The organism is Arthrobacter sp. STN4, from assembly GCF_024539665.1.
Classification (GTDB): domain Bacteria; phylum Actinomycetota; class Actinomycetes; order Actinomycetales; family Micrococcaceae; genus Specibacter.
Window position 1 is genome coordinate 22,738 of sequence record NZ_JAKZGX010000034.1, and the last position, 15,358, is coordinate 38,095.

General features: G+C 65.0%; 19 protein-coding genes. 11 read left to right on the forward strand and 8 right to left on the reverse strand.

The features are described 5' to 3' along the window. The first annotated feature begins 8 nt into the window (after positions 1–8). Together MMF96_RS17545 and MMF96_RS17550 are read left to right on the forward strand one after the other, a co-directional pair. Positions 9–959, forward strand: a complete 951-nt coding sequence (locus MMF96_RS17545; RefSeq protein WP_256884281.1) for a glycine betaine ABC transporter substrate-binding protein — start codon at positions 9–11, stop codon at positions 957–959. A gap of 67 nt (positions 960–1,026) precedes the next feature. Beyond that, positions 1,027–2,244, forward strand: a complete 1,218-nt coding sequence (locus tag MMF96_RS17550) for a pyridoxal phosphate-dependent aminotransferase (protein WP_176617673.1) — start codon at positions 1,027–1,029, stop codon at positions 2,242–2,244. A 23-nt stretch (positions 2,245–2,267) separates the two neighbouring features. Here MMF96_RS17550 and MMF96_RS17555 read toward each other — a convergent pair whose 3' ends face one another. Both MMF96_RS17555 and xseA read right to left on the reverse strand, forming a co-directional pair. Beyond that, entirely contained in the window at positions 2,268–2,507 is a 240-nt protein-coding gene (locus tag MMF96_RS17555) for an exodeoxyribonuclease VII small subunit (protein WP_176617672.1), read from the reverse strand. 68 nt (positions 2,508–2,575) lie between these two features. Beyond that, positions 2,576–3,817, reverse strand: coding sequence for an exodeoxyribonuclease VII large subunit (gene xseA / locus MMF96_RS17560; protein ID WP_176617671.1), 1,242 nt, complete (start codon positions 3,815–3,817; stop codon positions 2,576–2,578). Between the two features lie 194 nt (positions 3,818–4,011). On the opposite strand from xseA, the gene MMF96_RS17565 reads away from it, so the two are divergent. Continuing rightward, on the forward strand, positions 4,012–4,845 hold the full coding sequence (locus MMF96_RS17565; protein WP_176617670.1) for a hypothetical protein: 834 nt from the start codon (positions 4,012–4,014) through the stop codon (positions 4,843–4,845). Positions 4,846–4,854: 9 nt separating this feature from the next. Next, positions 4,855–5,934: a 4-hydroxy-3-methylbut-2-enyl diphosphate reductase gene (locus tag MMF96_RS17570; RefSeq protein WP_176617669.1), complete on the forward strand. Its 1,080-nt coding sequence runs from the start codon at positions 4,855–4,857 to the stop codon at positions 5,932–5,934. Here MMF96_RS17570 and MMF96_RS17575 read toward each other — a convergent pair. Further along, positions 5,931–7,112 (reverse strand): DNA recombination protein RmuC, encoded by a 1,182-nt coding sequence (locus MMF96_RS17575; protein WP_176617668.1) that lies wholly within the window; start codon positions 7,110–7,112, stop codon positions 5,931–5,933. The genes MMF96_RS17570 and MMF96_RS17575 overlap by 4 nt on opposite strands. 137 nt (positions 7,113–7,249) lie before the next feature. Between MMF96_RS17575 and ychF the strand changes: the two genes are divergently transcribed. From ychF to MMF96_RS17600, 5 genes are all read left to right on the forward strand, one after another. Then, complete coding sequence (ychF, locus tag MMF96_RS17580) at positions 7,250–8,335, forward strand: redox-regulated ATPase YchF (protein ID WP_176617667.1); 1,086 nt, start codon at positions 7,250–7,252, stop codon at positions 8,333–8,335. 33 nt (positions 8,336–8,368) lie between these two features. Beyond that, complete coding sequence (locus tag MMF96_RS17585) at positions 8,369–8,650, forward strand: type II toxin-antitoxin system RelE/ParE family toxin (protein ID WP_176617666.1); 282 nt, start codon at positions 8,369–8,371, stop codon at positions 8,648–8,650. A 10-nt stretch (positions 8,651–8,660) separates the two neighbouring features. Beyond that, a complete protein-coding gene (locus tag MMF96_RS17590; protein ID WP_176617665.1) occupies positions 8,661–8,960 on the forward strand; it encodes a HigA family addiction module antitoxin in 300 nt (99 codons plus the stop codon). A gap of 2 nt (positions 8,961–8,962) precedes the next feature. Then, positions 8,963–9,781, forward strand: coding sequence for an alpha/beta fold hydrolase (locus MMF96_RS17595; protein ID WP_256884282.1), 819 nt, complete (start codon positions 8,963–8,965; stop codon positions 9,779–9,781). Between the two features lie 319 nt (positions 9,782–10,100). Further along, a complete protein-coding gene (locus MMF96_RS17600; RefSeq protein ID WP_176617663.1) occupies positions 10,101–10,745 on the forward strand; it encodes a dihydrofolate reductase family protein in 645 nt (214 codons plus the stop codon). A 211-nt stretch (positions 10,746–10,956) separates the two neighbouring features. Here MMF96_RS17600 and MMF96_RS17605 read toward each other — a convergent pair whose 3' ends face one another. Together MMF96_RS17605 and MMF96_RS19960 are read right to left on the reverse strand one after the other, a co-directional pair. Further along, positions 10,957–11,391: a hypothetical protein gene (locus MMF96_RS17605; RefSeq protein ID WP_176617662.1), complete on the reverse strand. Its 435-nt coding sequence runs from the start codon at positions 11,389–11,391 to the stop codon at positions 10,957–10,959. A gap of 548 nt (positions 11,392–11,939) precedes the next feature. Continuing rightward, positions 11,940–12,083, reverse strand: a complete 144-nt coding sequence (locus MMF96_RS19960; protein ID WP_371131018.1) for a LysR family transcriptional regulator — start codon at positions 12,081–12,083, stop codon at positions 11,940–11,942. A gap of 71 nt (positions 12,084–12,154) precedes the next feature. Here MMF96_RS19960 and MMF96_RS17615 point away from each other — a divergent pair, with 71 nt between their 5' ends. Further along, on the forward strand, positions 12,155–12,298 hold the full coding sequence (locus MMF96_RS17615; protein ID WP_176617661.1) for a hypothetical protein: 144 nt from the start codon (positions 12,155–12,157) through the stop codon (positions 12,296–12,298). Positions 12,299–12,336: 38 nt separating this feature from the next. On the opposite strand, the gene MMF96_RS17620 is transcribed toward MMF96_RS17615, so the two are convergent. Genes MMF96_RS17620 through MMF96_RS17630 form a run of 3 tightly spaced genes read right to left on the reverse strand, consistent with a single transcriptional unit; the run spans position 12,337 to position 14,375 of the window. Next, positions 12,337–13,104 (reverse strand): SCO1664 family protein, encoded by a 768-nt coding sequence (locus tag MMF96_RS17620; protein ID WP_176617660.1) that lies wholly within the window; start codon positions 13,102–13,104, stop codon positions 12,337–12,339. Then, complete coding sequence (locus MMF96_RS17625) at positions 13,104–13,658, reverse strand: DUF3090 domain-containing protein (RefSeq protein ID WP_176617659.1); 555 nt, start codon at positions 13,656–13,658, stop codon at positions 13,104–13,106. The genes MMF96_RS17620 and MMF96_RS17625 overlap by 1 nt, the downstream gene beginning before the upstream one ends. 36 nt (positions 13,659–13,694) lie before the next feature. Continuing rightward, positions 13,695–14,375, reverse strand: a complete 681-nt coding sequence (locus MMF96_RS17630; protein WP_176617658.1) for a histidine phosphatase family protein — start codon at positions 14,373–14,375, stop codon at positions 13,695–13,697. A gap of 224 nt (positions 14,376–14,599) precedes the next feature. On the opposite strand from MMF96_RS17630, the gene MMF96_RS17635 reads away from it, so the two are divergent. Then, positions 14,600–14,986, forward strand: coding sequence for a Rid family detoxifying hydrolase (locus MMF96_RS17635; RefSeq protein ID WP_176617657.1), 387 nt, complete (start codon positions 14,600–14,602; stop codon positions 14,984–14,986). Positions 14,987–15,358 lie beyond the last annotated feature (372 nt).

Consider the following 15,358-nt stretch of genomic DNA (forward strand, 5'->3'; position numbering starts at 1 on the left):
GGGAGAACATGCACCTGTTACGTTTGGCCGCGTCCGCGGCCGTGGCGGTCATGCTGGTTGCGGGCACCACGGCCTGCACCACCAGCCCCATTGTCGTCATCCCCAGCGCCACGCAGTCGAAGCGGCCGGCGCTCGTGGTGGGGACCCCGGCCGTGCCGGATGGTTCGAACCCGCTGGAGGGCGTGCTGCTGGCCAATGTGTACGCCGAGGCAATGAACGCCGCCGGTCTGGCCGCCGTCGTCAAGCCGGAGGACCCCAAGGACCCCACGCTGCTGGACCAGGTGGCGGCGGGAAAGGTCGACGTCGTGCCGGGCTACTCCAGCGACATGCTGCTCGGACTGGACCCGTCGGCGGGTGCCACCGCGCCGGCAGCAGTGCCCGCCGCCCTGAAGGCCGCACTTCCGGCCGGGACCGCCCTGTTGGACCCGGCCGCGGCCAATGACAACGATTCCCTCGTGGTCACGGCGGTGACGGCGGAAAAATACCACCTGAAGACCATCTCCGACCTGGCAAAGGTGTGCGCCAAGCTCAGCTTTGGCGGCTCGGCCGCCTTCCACACCAAGGACCGCGGCCTGGCCGCCGTCGGTGCCGACTACAACTGCGTCCCCAAGACCTACCGGGAACTGCCTTCCACCCACGACGAACTCCTGCTGGCGCTGCTGCGCGATGACATCCAGGTCGCGGACATCCACAGCACCTCGCCCGCCATCGACGACAACGCACTGGTGGCCCTGACCGACACCAAGGGCATCTTCCGGCCCGAAAACGTGGTGCCGGTGGTCAACGAGGCCAAGGTGCCCGCCGACGTGCAGGCGGTCCTGAACAAGGTCTCCGCTGCGCTCGGCAACGACGAACTGGTCAACCTGAACCGCATCGGCGCCGGCATGCACTTCGGCTCCCCGGCACAGGTTGCCAGGTCCTGGCTGGTGCAAAACGGGCTCGTCAAGGCCACTTCCTGACCATTGGCACTGCCCCGGCGGGCACGTCACACAGGCACCGGCAGGGACGGTGTGCAATATTTGGTTAATGGCAGATTTCAAGCAGTCCACCAAGCTTCACAACGTCCTCTATGACATCCGCGGCCCCGTGCTGGAACGGGCCCAAAAGCTGGAGTCCGAGGGCCACCGCATCCTGAAGCTGAACATCGGCAACCCGGCCCCCTTTGGATTTGAGGCGCCCGACGCCATCCTCGTGGACATGATCCGCCACCTGCCGCACGCCCAGGGGTACAGCGATTCGCGCGGAATATTCTCGGCACGGACCGCCGTGGTCCAGTACTACCAGACGCGGGGCATCCACAACATCAGCGTCGATGACGTCTACCTCGGCAACGGCGTCAGCGAGCTCATTACGCTCTCCCTCATGGCACTGCTGGACAACGGCGACGAGGTCCTGGTGCCCACCCCGGACTACCCGCTGTGGACCGCGTCGGTCAGCCTGGCCGGCGGGAGGCCGGTGCACTACCTGTGCGACGAGGACAACGGCTGGTGGCCGGACCTGGCGGACCTGGAGGCGAAGATCACGCCCCGGACCAAGGGCCTGGTCATCATCAACCCCAACAACCCCACGGGCGCGGTCTACCCGCCCCACGTCCTGAAGTCCATGGTGGACCTGGCCCGCAAGCACGGGCTGATCGTGTTCTCGGATGAGATCTACGAGAAGATCCTCTACGACGGCACCGAGTTCACCAACACCGCCATGGTTACCGGCGACGACGTGCTGTGCATGACGTTCAGCGGGCTGTCGAAGGCGTACCGGATCTGCGGCTACCGTTCCGGCTGGCTGGCCATTTCCGGGCCCAAGTCCAGGGCCGCGAACTACCTTGAGGGCATCAACCTGCTGGCCAACATGCGCATGTGCGCGAATGTGCCGGGCCAACACGCCATCCAGACCGCCCTCGGCGGGCACCAGAGCATTGAGGATCTCATCCTGCCGGGCGGGCGGCTGCGCGAACAGCGGGACGCCGCCTACCGGCTGCTCAACGAGATCCCCGGCGTTTCCGTCAACCAGGCCAAGGGGGCGCTCTACCTCTTCCCCAAGCTTGATCCGGAAGCCTACCCGATCAAGAGCGATGAACAGTTCGCCCTGGACCTGCTGGAGCAGCAAAAGATCCTCATTTCCCACGGGACCGCCTTCAACTGGGTCCGCCCCGACCACTTCCGGCTGGTCACGCTGCCCAACGTGGAGGACCTTGAAGAAGCCGTGGGACGGATTGCCGAGTTCCTAGGCACCTACAAACCCTAGAAAAGGTGCCGCGGGGTCCCAGCTCAGCCCTCCGTTGAGGCGCGGGCGGCGTCGAGGCGGGCCTTGGCGCCTTCGAGCCATTCCTCGCACTTCCTGGCCAGCGCCTCCCCGCGCTCCCAGAGGGCGAGCGAGTCCTCCAGGCTGGAGCTGCCCGCCTCGAGCTGGTTGACCACGGCCACCAGTTGTTCGCGGGCCTGTTCGTAGCTCAGGATGGCAACGTCGGCGTTCTGCGGGTTCGTTGTTGAGGGTGTTTCGGGGCTCATGGCTGGTCCTTTGCTTCGAGCCGGCAGCGTCCGCCGGCGGTGTCGGTTGGCAGTGTCAGTTGGCAGTGTCAGTTGGTGGTGGCTGCGGCGCTGAAGTCGCCGCCCGCCACACGGATTTTCAGGGGTGTGCCGCCGGGCGCCTGGGCGGGGTCGCGCACAATGCTGCGGTCCGCAAGCTGCACCACGGCGTAGCCGCGGTCGAGCGTCTTTTGCGGGGACAGGGCGCGCACCTGGGCACGGAGGTGGGTGAGCTGGTCGGCATGCCGCCCCACCTGGCTGCGCACCGCGGTCAGTGCCCGCCCGCCGAGCCGGGCGATGTCATCGGCACGGGCCGTGAGCATGCTTTCGGGGCGGGCCATGGCCGGCCGGGAGCGGAGCTGGGCCAGCCGGTCGCCTTCGCGCTCCAGCAGCTGGTTGATGCGGCGGTTGAGCTGGGTGCGTGACTGGTCCACGCGCCGCAGTTCCTCGCCGACGTCGGGGACGATCCGCTTGGCGGCGTCGGTCGGGGTGGAGGCGCGCAGGTCCGCGACGTCGTCCAGCAGCGGGCGGTCCGCCTCGTGGCCGATGGCACTGACCACCGGCGTCACGGCGTCGGCCACGGCACGGACCAGCGATTCGTGGCTGAAGGGCAGCAGGTCTTCCAGGGAGCCGCCCCCGCGGGCAATGACAATCACATCCACGGCCGGGTCGGCGTCAAGCTCCCGCAGCGCCCCGATCACCGCCGTGACGGCATTGACGCCCTGGACGGCGACCTCGCGCACTTCGAATTCCACCGCCGGCCAGCGCAGCGCGGCATTGCGCAGCACGTCCTTCATGGCATCCGAATTGCGCCCCGTGACCAGCCCGATCCGGTGGGGGAGCAGCGGCAGCCGCTTCTTGCGACGCGGGTCAAACAGGCCTTCGGCGGCCAGGGCCTGGCGCAGCTGCTCAATCCTGGCCAACAGATCGCCCAGGCCCACGGGCCGGATGTCCCGGCCCTGCATGGACAGGCGGCCGGTTTTCAGCCAAAAATCCGGTTTCAGGAGCGTCACCACGCGGGCGCCGCGCTCCAACGGAGTGGCGAGCTGGCTGAGGACCGAACCCCAGACCGTGACACTGAGCGAGACCTCTGCGTCGACGTCGCGGATGGTGAGATAGCTGACATTGGCCCGCTTGTTGAGTTCAATGATCTGCCCCTCAACCCAGGCCGCGGGCGCCCTGTCAATATGGGACTTCAGCTTTTGGCTCAGCATGGCCAGCGGCCACGGGTTCTCCGGGGATGTCTGTGCCGCCGTGGGCGGAAGCACTTTCCGTTCCGGGGTTTCCTGCATGGGCAACGCGCTCCGTCCTGGTGGGCAACACAATCCTTGGGAAACAAATTCTGCTTCCACTCTAGCTTTGGCCAGCGACAACCCCCCGCCGTTATCCACAGGCGCCCGGGGTGGTAATCCGCCAGGCGTGTGGCGGGGACGCCAATATTCTTCGAATAAAGTGGTATCCCACCACCTCAATCAAGGGATTATTCATGCGCTCACTGGTCTCCGCCATCCTGGTCATCGCTGCGCTGGTGCTGGCCGCCATCAGCGGTCCCGCGGTGTGGACCGAACGCAACATAGTGGACCAATCCGGCTTTGTGGCCCTGGCCGGGCCGCTGGGCGCCAACGCAGACTTCCAGCAGGCCCTCTCCTCCATGGTCGCCAGACAGGCAACCGCCAAGCTGAACCTGCCACCGGAACTCCAGGGCCTGGCCGCCGGCATCATCAAGTCGACCTCCCAGTCCCTCTACACACAGCCCGGTTACCCCGAGGCCTGGTCGGAAACGCTGCGCCGCAGCCACACGCTCACCTTCGACCCGTCGGCACAGCAACAGGGCAGTGGCGACGTCCACCTGGACGTCGCCCCGCTGGTGGGGCTGGTGGGTGCAAAGATCTCCGCCGACACGGGCGTCAGCCTGTCCACGCCGAAGCAGGTGCTGGTCAGCCTGGACCAGCCGACGGTGGCCAAGGCCATTCCCGTGGTGACCAAGGTGGGGGCCGCGGGACAGTGGCTGGCGCTCGCCGCCGTGCTCCTGCTCCTGCTGGCCGTGGCTGTGGCGCGGCGAAGGGCGCTGACACTGGTCCTGGCCGGCCTGGGGATGGGCGTGGTGGCCCTGGCCTGGCTGGTGGGCACGGGCTCTGCGGCCGGGCAGGTCAGCAGGATCGGCGCGGGAAGCGCGGTGGTGGCACGGTTTGGGAGCGAACTTGCCGCGCAAGCCCAGGCAAGCTGGCAGTGGGGCATCGTGCTCGGCTTCATCGTGGCGGTCGCGCTGGTGGTTGTCGGCCTCCTCACAGGCCTGCTGGGCAGGGGGCGGGCAACGTAGGATGGGGGCATGAGCACCACTGCCGTTTCCGTCCCCATGCCCGCCGTTCCGCGCCGCCGCCGGTCTCCCGAAGAGGTCGCTGCCGCAGCCCCCGTGGCCGGCGCCAAACGGGTCCTGCTGGCCGCCCCGCGCGGCTACTGTGCCGGCGTGGACCGTGCCGTGATCGCCGTGGAAAAGGCGCTGGAACACTATGGTGCGCCGGTCTACGTGCGCAAGCAGATCGTGCACAACGTCCACGTGGTCTCGACGCTTGAGGAACGCGGCGCGATCTTCGTCGAGGAAACCGACGAGGTGCCCGAAGGCGCGCTGGTCGTGTTCTCGGCACACGGGGTGAGCCCCGCCGTCGTGCAGTCCGCCGAAGACCGGAAATTGCGCACCATCGACGCCACGTGCCCCCTTGTCACGAAGGTCCACCGCGAGGCAGTGCGCTTTGCCAAGGCGAAAAACCACATCCTGCTCATCGGCCATGTGGGCCACGAGGAGGTCGAGGGGACCTACGGAGAGGCGCCGGAAAGCACCACGATTGTGAACAACCCGGCCGAAGCCCGCACCGTGCAGGTCGAGGATCCGGAACACCTGATCTGGCTGTCGCAGACCACGCTGTCCGTGGACGAGACGATGGAGATTGTCAAGATCCTGCGTGAACGCTTCCCGAAACTGCAGGATCCGCCCAGCGACGACATCTGCTACGCCACCACCAACCGCCAGGTGGCCATCAAGAAAATTGCACCGCAGGCCGAGCTGGTCATTGTGGTGGGTTCGGCCAATTCCTCCAACTCGGTGCGGCTGATGGAGGTCGCCTTGGAATACGGTGCCAAGGCCTCCCACCGCGTGGACTTTGCCAACGAGATCGACGAATCCTGGTTTGAAGGCGTGGCCACCGTCGGCGTGAGCAGCGGCGCCTCCGTCCCGGAAATCCTGGTCCAGGACGTGCTGCACCTCCTCGCCGGGTACGGCTACGGTGCGGTGGAGGAAGTGGTCACCGCTGAGGAGGACATCCTTTTCTCCCTGCCCAAGGAACTGCGTGCCACGCTCAAGGCAGCCGGCGACACCTCCCGCGGCCTGGGCGGCCACGGACACGCCGGCTAGCCCGCTTGTTCCTCCAGCTCCGGTGCCGTGAGGGATCTCGGCACGGCTTCCACCAGGGCGGGGGCGGACAGCGTGTTGGGGTCGAAGGCGTTCAGCTTCCGGGCAGTGGGAAGCACCCGGGACTCGAGCGTGCCGACCAGCTTGTTGTAGCGCTCCACCGAGGTTTTCAGCGAGGCCCCCACCCCGGAGACGGCCTCGCCCATGACGCCCAGGCGTGAATACAGCTGCGCCGAGAGGTCAAAAAGTTCCTTGGCGCTTTCCGTGAGCACATCCTGGCGCCAGCTGAACGCGATGGACTTCAGGATGGCCAGCAGGGAAATCGGCGAGGCCAGCACCACGCTCTTGCCCATGGCGTAGTCCAGCAGCGAAGGATCCGCGACCAGGGCGGAGGACAGGATGGATTCCACCGGCACAAAGCAGATGACCAGTTCCGGGGAATTGTGGGCGGACGTCCAGTATTTCTTGGCGGCCAACGCATCCACGTGGGCCTTTACCGCCTTCGCGTGGCGGGCCAGGTGCGCGTCCGCGCCGGCACCTGCGGACGGGCCGGCGTCGTGCGCGTGCAGGTAGGAGGACAGCGGCACCTTCGCATCCAGCACCAGTTCCTTGCCGCCGGGCAGGTGGACCACCATGTCGGGGCGGTGCGCGCCGTCGGCCGTGGCCGTGTGGACCTGTTCCTCAAAGTCCACATGGGCCAGCATGCCGGCAGCCTCCACGACGCGGCGCAACTGCACCTCGCCCCACTTGCCGCGGGCGTTGTTGGAGCGCAGCGCGGACTCCAGGGAGGTGGTGGTGGCCAGGAGCCGGGCGTCGGCATCCTTGGCTTCACGCAGCTGTTCGGCGAGCTGGCCGTACTGCTCCACCCGGTCCCGCTCCAGGAGCGCCACCTGCCGCTGGACGGCATTCAACTTTTCCGACACCGGGCCCAGGGCCTGCAGCACGGAGGAATCCGAGCCCTGCTGGGCGGACAGCGCACGGTTCTGGTTGAACAGGAGACGGCGTTCGGCGTCGGCCGCGGCAAAGTTCGCATTCACCTCGCCGGTCTCGCGCCGGGCAGCGGCAGCCTCGCCCTGCGCGGCGAGCAGGCGCCCGCGCATCAGCCACGCAGCCACGGCGGCGCCGGCCAGCACGCCGGCCAACAACATCAATACGGCCACAAGCCATCCAATTCCAGTCATGCCTCCACCTTGCCACGGGGGTCTGACATGCACGGCCAGCGGCACAGGCCCGCCCCGCAAAACCAGCCCGAAGGGCCCGTACCGTCCGGCCATTGCCCCAGGCGGCGAAATCCGGGCCCTGCCGGTACGATTGACGGGTGGCACTTACAATTGGCATCGTCGGACTGCCCAACGTCGGCAAATCAACCCTTTTCAACGCACTGACGCGCAACAACGTGCTCGCGGCAAACTATCCGTTCGCCACGATCGAGCCGAACGTTGGCATGGTCAGCCTGCCCGATCCGCGACTGGCCCGGCTGGCCGAGGTCTTCGGATCCCAGCGGCTGCTGCCGGCGACGGTGTCCTTTGTGGACATCGCCGGCATTGTCAAGGGCGCCTCGGAGGGCGAAGGGCTGGGCAACAAGTTCCTGGCCAACATCCGCGAGGCGGAGGCAATCGCCCAGGTCATCCGCGTCTTTGACGACCCGGATGTGGTGCATGTGGACGGGAAGGTGGATCCCCGCTCCGACATGGAGACCATCAATACCGAGCTGATCCTCGCGGACCTGCAGACCATTGAAAAGGCCGTCCCGCGCATTGAAAAGGCCGTCAAGCTCAAGCAGCGCGAGGCTGCCGAGCTCAACGCCGTCAAGGCCGCGCAGGCCGTGTTGGAGCGTGGCGACACCATCTTCTCCGCTGTAAAGACTGACAAGCTGGAGACGGAACACCTGAAGGAACTGGGCCTGCTGACGGCCAAGCCCTTCATCTACGTCTTCAACGTGGACGACGCCGTGCTGGGCAACCCGGAGCGCCAGGCGGAGCTGCGCGAGCTGGTGGCCCCTGCCGATGCGATCTTCCTGGATGCCAAGCTGGAGGCCGACCTTGTGGAACTTGACGAGGACGAGGCCCGCGAAATGCTGGAGATGAGCGGCCAGGAGGAATCCGGGCTGGACCAGCTGGCCCGGGTCGGCTTCCACACCCTGGGCCTGCAAACGTACCTGACTGCCGGGCCGAAAGAGGCCCGTGCCTGGACCATCCGCCAGGGCGACACCGCCCCGCAAGCGGCCGGCGTGATCCACTCCGACTTCCAGCGCGGCTTCATCAAGGCCGAGGTGGTCCACTTCGAGGACCTCATCGAAGCCGGGTCCATGCACGAGGCCAAGGCCAAGGGCAAGGTGCGCATTGAAGGCAAGGAATACGTCATGCACGACGGCGACGTGGTGGAGTTCCGCTTTAACGTCTAGCGTTATTGACGCACTCCGTTATACACTGGTGTCATGATCAGATCGTTCGGTGACCGCGACACTGAGTTCGTCTGGTTGCGCGAACGGGCGAAACGTATCGACCCGCGAATACATAGGGTGGCGAATCGGAAGCTGCATCTGCTGGATGCGGCGACGACCCTCGACGCTCTGCGGGTGCCTCCGGGGAATCGCCTGGAAGCTCTCAAGGGTAATCGGGCTGGTCAGCACAGTATTCGAATCAACGACCAGTGGCGGATCTGCTTCCGTTGGACCGACGCCGGACCCGAGAACGTCGAGATCGTGGACTATCACTGAGGAGGAGACGATGACTCAGAAGCTCTATCCGCCGATTCACCCTGGCGAGATTCTCATGGAGGACTTCATCAGGGGCTTCGGCATCACGCAGAACAAGGTCGCCGTGTCGATCGGTGTGCCTCCGCGGCGTATCAACGAGATTGTGCATGGCAAGCGAGCCATCACTGCCGATACGGCTCTGCGGCTCGGACAGTACTTCGGCATCGACCCGCAGTTCTGGCTGAATCTTCAGTCCCAGTACGAGCTGGAGCTTGCCCGCGACGCCGGGGCGGCGACCTACGCACAGATCACGCCTTTGAAAGCGGCATGAGAGTGGGCGTCAACCTTGTGAGGAGAGGAAGCGGAGTTCCGCTCATCGCAGTGCATGGCAACGGCGTCGATCACCGGCTGCTGTTAGCGCTCGACGACTGTTTCGCGGGTGACGGTGACTGGGAACGGATCTATCTCGACCTTCCTGGTTTCGGTGAGACGGCTCCGCTCGACGACGTTGGCGGACTTCCGGAACTCGCACAGTGGCTCGTCGAAATGATCCGCGAGCTTGTCGAAGAGGGCCCGTTCGCGCTCCTAGCGAATTCGATGGGCGGACTTCTCGCGAGGCATGTGGTCGCCGCGCTCCCTGATCAAGTAATGGGCCTCGCCCTGATTGCTCCAGCGGTTGAGCCTGACGCAGCGCTGCGCCGCCTACCGAAGTTCGAAGTACTCGAGTGCGATGCGGGTGTGCTGGATGCACTGACCCCCGCGGACCGTGAAGAATTTGCGGGTATCGCGGTGCGTCAGGACGATGAGTCTTGGAAGGCATTTCGCGATCATGCGCTTCCGGGTATTCGTGCCGCCGATCAGGCCGCAATGGATCGTCTTTCGCGGCGCTACTTTCTCGAGGAGCGGCCCGAGGATGTGTTCAACCAATTTGATGGCCCGACGGTGATCATCACCGGACGGCAGGATCATGTCGTGGGTTTCGAGGATCAGTTCACCTTGCTGATGCACTATCCACGAGCAAGCTACGTCGTGATCGACGGGGCCGGGCACAATGTCCATCTTGAACGGCCTGCGGTCGTCGAGGCTACGTTGCGGGACTGGGCGCAGGATCTGATGCGGCAACACAAGGGCTCGTCGACGCATACTGTGTGACTAATTGCACAGATGCAGATGTGACGTATAGAGGTTGCCATCTGCGGCGACGTGGTGGAGTTCCGCTTCAACGTCTAAAACACCTTGGGAACGCTCTTCGGAACATTATCCGGGGAGCGTTTTCCCGTATCCCCACCATAAGGCTGAAACTGCCATTCCAGCTGCTTCGTGTAGAGCCGGCGCTTGGTCGATGACCATTTTTGCGCGGGTATCGGTCAGACATGGCCTGGGCCATCCGACCGCCAGAACGATTGCAGCCGGAAACCACTCTGCGCTAGGGTTCAAACGGTTCCGGATTGCAACCACATAGGGAGATCTCATGGTTCAGACGCGGGTGCACAACCTGTTCGTTTCTTCAGATGGATACGCCGCTGGTGATTACGTGACGCTCGAAAAGCCGATCGGTGGAGCCGGGGCGCTTTTCAGCAAGTTCGACGGCCGCGTCATCCATGGCATTCATGGCACGGACGACCCCGTGACCGTGGATCGGGCCATGTTCAGCATGTGGGGCCAGGGCATCGGGGCGGAGATCATGGGGCGCCGAAAGTTCGGTCCGCAGTCGGGGCAATGGCCCGACGACGGCTGGGAAGGATGGTGGGGAGGCGAACCGCCTTTCCTCACTCCGGTGTTCATCCTGACCCACTATCCCCGCAAACCACTCGAGTTCGCCAACGGCACCAGCTTTCATTTCGTCGATGCGTCCCCGGAAAAGGCGCTTCGCCTGGCTCAGGAAGCCGCAGGTGGGTTGGACGTTCGGATTGGCGGCGGGCCCTCGACCGTGGGTGAGTTCCTCCAAGCTGATCTCATCGACTTCCTGCATGTGGCGATCGTTCCGATCGTGCTCGGCACCGGGGTCCGGATTTGGGACCACCTTGCAGGCTTGGAAGACCGCTTCAGCGTTGAATCCATCAGCACGTCCAGCGGACTGACGCATCAGCTGTGGAACAGGAACAACCGCGTGTGAAGGCTCCACCCCGGTATCAGGTCGCTGCAAAGTGCAAGAATGCCGTGGGGTTCCGCTTCAAGGTCCAACCTTCCCGGCAGCCGGATGTTGCCGGCACGGATCAAAAACGACCCGATTCCAGCACGGTGCATGCGGGAATCGGGTCGTTTTTGATGCCTGGGGTTTCCCCTGACTACACGTACCGGGGGCGGCCGCTCACGACTCCGACAAGTTAGCTTGCAGCCTTGCGGACGTACTCCGCGATCTTCTTTTCGGTCTCCGGGGTCAGCGCCAGCACGGCGAACGAGGTTACCCACAGATCTCCGTCATCGAGATTAGCTGCCTCTTCGAAGCCGAGGGTGGCGTAGCGGGACGTGAACTTCGAGGCGGCCTTGAAGAACACGACGACCTTCCCCTCATCGTTGGCGTAGGACGGGAAACCATACCAGGTCTTCGGAACGAGATGCGGGGCGACTTCGGAAACAATCCTGTCGATGCCCTCGGCGAGAAGCCGGTCGGCCTCCGGCAACGCGGCGATTGCCTCCCGGACCGCCTGCTCGCCTGCAGCGCGGTTTTTCCCTGCCTTTTCCTGTGCCCGCAGCTCCGCGGCGCGCTGTTTGACGGCCTCGCGTTCTTCCTTGGACAGCCCGGCGGTCTTCTCGGCCATGTGATTCTCCTAAGTTCAATTGCGGCATTCATTCGTGGTTCAGAATCACACTACTGCCATCGGTCGAGGCGCGCTTCTTGAGTCCTGCTCGCCTGTTTCCCGAACCGGCTGGCTTGATCCTGCGTGGGCATTCTCGATTGATCTCCCCGCCCAGCGTCCATGCCTGGCGAACGCCACGGGTGCCTTGCACGGGGAGAATGCGGGCGTTACGCGTTTCAGCTGTCCTGCTTTTGAGTTTTTCGGTGGCCGGGTGTTCCAGCGGCACGGCTTGCCCGCCATCGGGTGGTGCGAGACCGTTCTTCCCATTCGTGACCGGCGGGCACACCCGCAGCGACGGGGTCCTCCATGAATGTGATCGCGTCGGGCTCGGCGGGCGGTGAAGTCGGTCGACTGGCCTTGGCTGGCGCTGACCGTGACACCTGGATGGGCGGTGCGGAATTCGGCGAAGATGTTGAGATAGCCGGGGATGCTTCATCCGATGACGGCACCGCGGGCGAGGCCGGGGGGATCGCCGGCGGCCCCTTCGATGCGCCCGACTTCGGCCACGGTCAATCGGCCGTACGCCGAGTTCCCGCTCCAGCTTTGCGACTTGCGGAGACTGCGGACTGGTCGACGTGCAGCGCATCTGCCGCGGAGGTAAAGGATCCGCGCCGCTGAACCTCGATCGCATAATGGAGTTGCTGCAGTTCCACAACCAACAATGCCAGGTCCAGGAGGAATAATTTGTTGTACTTCTGGCAGATGACCGGTTAATCATGGGCTTATGACAACTTCTGGAGACCCGCCCACCCGCCCCGCCGACATCGCTGAGCCCTACTTCGCCTGCTGGGACGCGGGCGACCCGGAGCCGTTACGGCCCTTCCTTCACGCAGAGGTGACCTTCGACCCGCGCCCGATGTTCGCGTAGGGCAGGGGCGGCGCCTGAAGGGGCTGCTCCATGGTGAATTAGAACAGCGGCCAGGGCACTGCCGGCATCCCACCGCTCGGAGACGGGAACTGCCCGGCCCGGCGCAACTGGGCGCAGCGCGCGGCGAGGGATGCGATTTCTTCGGCGCTGAGCAAGTCGGCCAAGTCCCGGCCCAGCCCACCGCGCAGTCCTTCACTGACACGATCGATGCTTTCGCGTTCCTCGGCGGTCAGCGCATCTCCCAGCCACCCCCACAGCACCGTGCGCAGCTTGTGGTCACGGTGAAAGGTGAGCCCATGGTCCACGCCGTGCCGGTGGCCGTCCGGCATGGCCAGAATGTGGTCGCCTTTGCGGTCTGCGTTGTTCACGACGACGTCGAACACCGCCATGTGCCTGAGCGCCGGTGAGTCTTCGTGGACGAGGGTGACCAGTTGCCCGTTCCCATCGCGTCCCTGGAGAACGTGTTTCCAGCCCGACTCCGGCACCTGGTCCGTCGCGATCAGGTCGACGGCGCTCTGGTCGGGGTCCTGCTCCTGCCAGAGCTGCACCATACCTTCGCCCATGGGGCCATCGCGCAGCCAGGTGTGCGGGACAACGTCCCAGCCAAAGGCCTGGGAGACCAGGTAGGCGGCCACCTCACGGTGGGCCAGGGTGCCGTGGGGAAAATCCCACAGTGGGCTTTCGCCGGCTATCGGCTTATAGACGACCATCACGTCGCCGATGTTGCCCAGGAAGGTGGCGTTTGAAGCAGTCGTGATGCGGCCGGTCAGCTTCAACTCGGCGGTCACGAGATCCAGTGCCGGCATCAGGGCTCGGGAAGGGTGCAGGTGTGCCCGTCGGCGTCGATGGGGTAACCGCAGAGCGGGCATGCAGGTCGTCCGGCGCCCACGACCTCACGGGTGCGCTTGGCGAATGCACGGGCGGCGCCTACCGGCATCCGCACCAGCAGCATTTCGGTCTCGTTGGCGTCATCCATATCGGGCGATTCATCGTCAACGTCAACGTCGACGTCGGTGATGGGATAGGCCTCCATGACGACCTGCGCCGTCGTTGGGTCCCAGCCCAGGCTCAGGGTCCCTGCGCGGAACTGCTCCTGAACGGGCTCGAGCTGGTCATTGTCGACAAGTTCAATGGGAGTGCTGGGGGGAACGCTGAAGGGGTTGCCCTCAACGGTCATGAGCTGGTCGAGAATTTCGTCGATCTTCTCCGCGAGCAGGGCCGACTGCTGCTTCTCGAGGGCAACACTGACGATCTGCGCCCCCAGGCGGACCTGCAGGTAGAACGTGCGCGCCCCCGGAAGGCCAATGGTGCCAACGACGACCCGATCGGGCCAGGCAAACTCGTGAACACTTGTAGGCATGTCAGTATTCTAGGCACACGAAGTTCTTGGCGCCTTTTACCTGGCACCGCCGCCCACCGGCGCATCGCCGGATTGGATGCCGTTCGACAGCCAGGACAGATCACCGGCGTCGGTGTTGGTCGCGTGGACGATCGGCCGGCTGGCTCCGTAGCGCACGATCGATACGGAGGCGGGACCGACGTTGATGCGCTGAAACAGGTCAAGGTGCATGCCGAGTGCGTCGGCGAGTATTGACTTGATGATGTCACCGTGGCTCACCGCCGCCCACACTGCACCCGGCCCGTGCTCGGCTTCGAAGGCTGCATCGTGGCGGCGGATCGCTGCCACCGACCGGGCCTGCATGGCGGCCATGGATTCGCCGCCGGGAAAGACGACCGCGGACGGTTGGGACTGCACCACCGGCCATAGGTCCTCGGTTGCGAGATCGGTGAGCGTGCGGCCCTGCCACCGGCCGTAGTCGCATTCGGTGAGATTGGGATCGACCGGCGCGTAGGGCGTGCCCGCCTGCCGATCGAGAATGTGCCGGGCCGTCTGCTGACAACGCTCAAGGGGGCTGGACACCACCCCGACCAGGGGAATGGCCGCGAGACGGCCACCGGTCACGGCCGCCTGGTCGCGCCCGGTCTGGTCCAGGCTGACGCCGACGGCCCTTCCGGCCAGCAGCCCGGTGGCATTTGCTGTGGTGCGGCCGTGCCGCACGAGGATAACTGTCGCCATGCAGCCAGCCTAACCACCCGGTCGACGGCGGTGTGAACACACAGGGGCGCGCCTCCCGTTGCCGGCGGCCCCACGCCCTGAAGTGACACCCAGTTGATTGTCCTTGTGACTTACGGCATAGTTTCTTGCGTCGACGCGCGGACGCCGAAACGTCGGGCATCGGCGCCGGGGCGACTCAGCGAAGCACACAAGGCTGCTTCCCGTAAACCACCGGAGGATAAAACATGAAACGTCACGCCGTACTGACGTCGGCAGCGCCCGAACCCATCGGCCCCTATTCCCAAGCGGCCACGATGCCCGGACTCTCGCTGCTCTTCTTGTCCGGGCAGGCACCCGTCGACCCCTCCACGGGCAAGCTGGTGGAAGGCGGCGCCGAAGACCAGACGCGCCAGGCCTTTCATAACCTGGCACAGGTGCTTTCGGAGGCAGGCCTGGGCTGGGACAATGTTGTCAAGGTCAATGTGTACCTGACAGCCATGGCGGACTTCGAGGCCATGAATTCTGTTTACCAAGAGACTTTCAGCGAACCGTTTCCGGCCCGCACCACGGTTGCCGTGGCGGGGCTGCCACTTGGTGCCCGAGTGGAAATTGAACTGGTCGCAGTGCGCTGACCGGGCCCACGTGAAGCAGCTTCCCATCATGGGACTCCATTTCCTCCGCTGTGTTGAGTGCGACAATGCGGCCTTTCACCGCCGGAACCTTTCACACAACCAGCCCTGGGCCCCGTAGCCCCGTGGGCCCAATCCCGCCCACGCCATCACACCGCCCCGCCACCTGCCGATTCCGCGGCTGCCGTGGGAGAACGCCAAAATGAGCGCGAAAGTAGTCCAATGCGGGCGGGTATTCGACGGCGGCTCCCGTTACCTTTTTAGTAGCCCCTTAAACGAGTAAGAATTGGGGTTGTTGGCCTGTCGGTCCCGGCATGATTGAAGCCCCCAGTCATCAATGATCCGGGGGGTGTTGTCACCGGGAGTCGATAGGCG

Coding starts and splice junctions, on each gene's coding strand:
- MMF96_RS17545 (WP_256884281.1), top strand. CDS start 9: ATGCACCTGTTACGTTTGGCCGCGTCCGCGGCCGTGGCGGTCATGCTG.
- MMF96_RS17550 (WP_176617673.1), top strand. CDS start 1,027: ATGGCAGATTTCAAGCAGTCCACCAAGCTTCACAACGTCCTCTATGAC.
- MMF96_RS17555 (WP_176617672.1), bottom strand. CDS start 2,507: ATGAGCCCCGAAACACCCTCAACAACGAACCCGCAGAACGCCGACGTT.
- xseA (WP_176617671.1), bottom strand. CDS start 3,817: ATGCAGGAAACCCCGGAACGGAAAGTGCTTCCGCCCACGGCGGCACAG.
- MMF96_RS17565 (WP_176617670.1), top strand. CDS start 4,012: ATGCGCTCACTGGTCTCCGCCATCCTGGTCATCGCTGCGCTGGTGCTG.
- MMF96_RS17570 (WP_176617669.1), top strand. CDS start 4,855: ATGAGCACCACTGCCGTTTCCGTCCCCATGCCCGCCGTTCCGCGCCGC.
- MMF96_RS17575 (WP_176617668.1), bottom strand. CDS start 7,112: ATGACTGGAATTGGATGGCTTGTGGCCGTATTGATGTTGTTGGCCGGC.
- MMF96_RS17585 (WP_176617666.1), top strand. CDS start 8,369: ATGATCAGATCGTTCGGTGACCGCGACACTGAGTTCGTCTGGTTGCGC.
- MMF96_RS17590 (WP_176617665.1), top strand. CDS start 8,661: ATGACTCAGAAGCTCTATCCGCCGATTCACCCTGGCGAGATTCTCATG.
- MMF96_RS17600 (WP_176617663.1), top strand. CDS start 10,101: ATGGTTCAGACGCGGGTGCACAACCTGTTCGTTTCTTCAGATGGATAC.
- MMF96_RS17605 (WP_176617662.1), bottom strand. CDS start 11,391: ATGGCCGAGAAGACCGCCGGGCTGTCCAAGGAAGAACGCGAGGCCGTC.
- MMF96_RS17615 (WP_176617661.1), top strand. CDS start 12,155: ATGACAACTTCTGGAGACCCGCCCACCCGCCCCGCCGACATCGCTGAG.
- MMF96_RS17620 (WP_176617660.1), bottom strand. CDS start 13,104: ATGCCGGCACTGGATCTCGTGACCGCCGAGTTGAAGCTGACCGGCCGC.
- MMF96_RS17625 (WP_176617659.1), bottom strand. CDS start 13,658: ATGCCTACAAGTGTTCACGAGTTTGCCTGGCCCGATCGGGTCGTCGTT.
- MMF96_RS17630 (WP_176617658.1), bottom strand. CDS start 14,375: ATGGCGACAGTTATCCTCGTGCGGCACGGCCGCACCACAGCAAATGCC.
- MMF96_RS17635 (WP_176617657.1), top strand. CDS start 14,600: ATGAAACGTCACGCCGTACTGACGTCGGCAGCGCCCGAACCCATCGGC.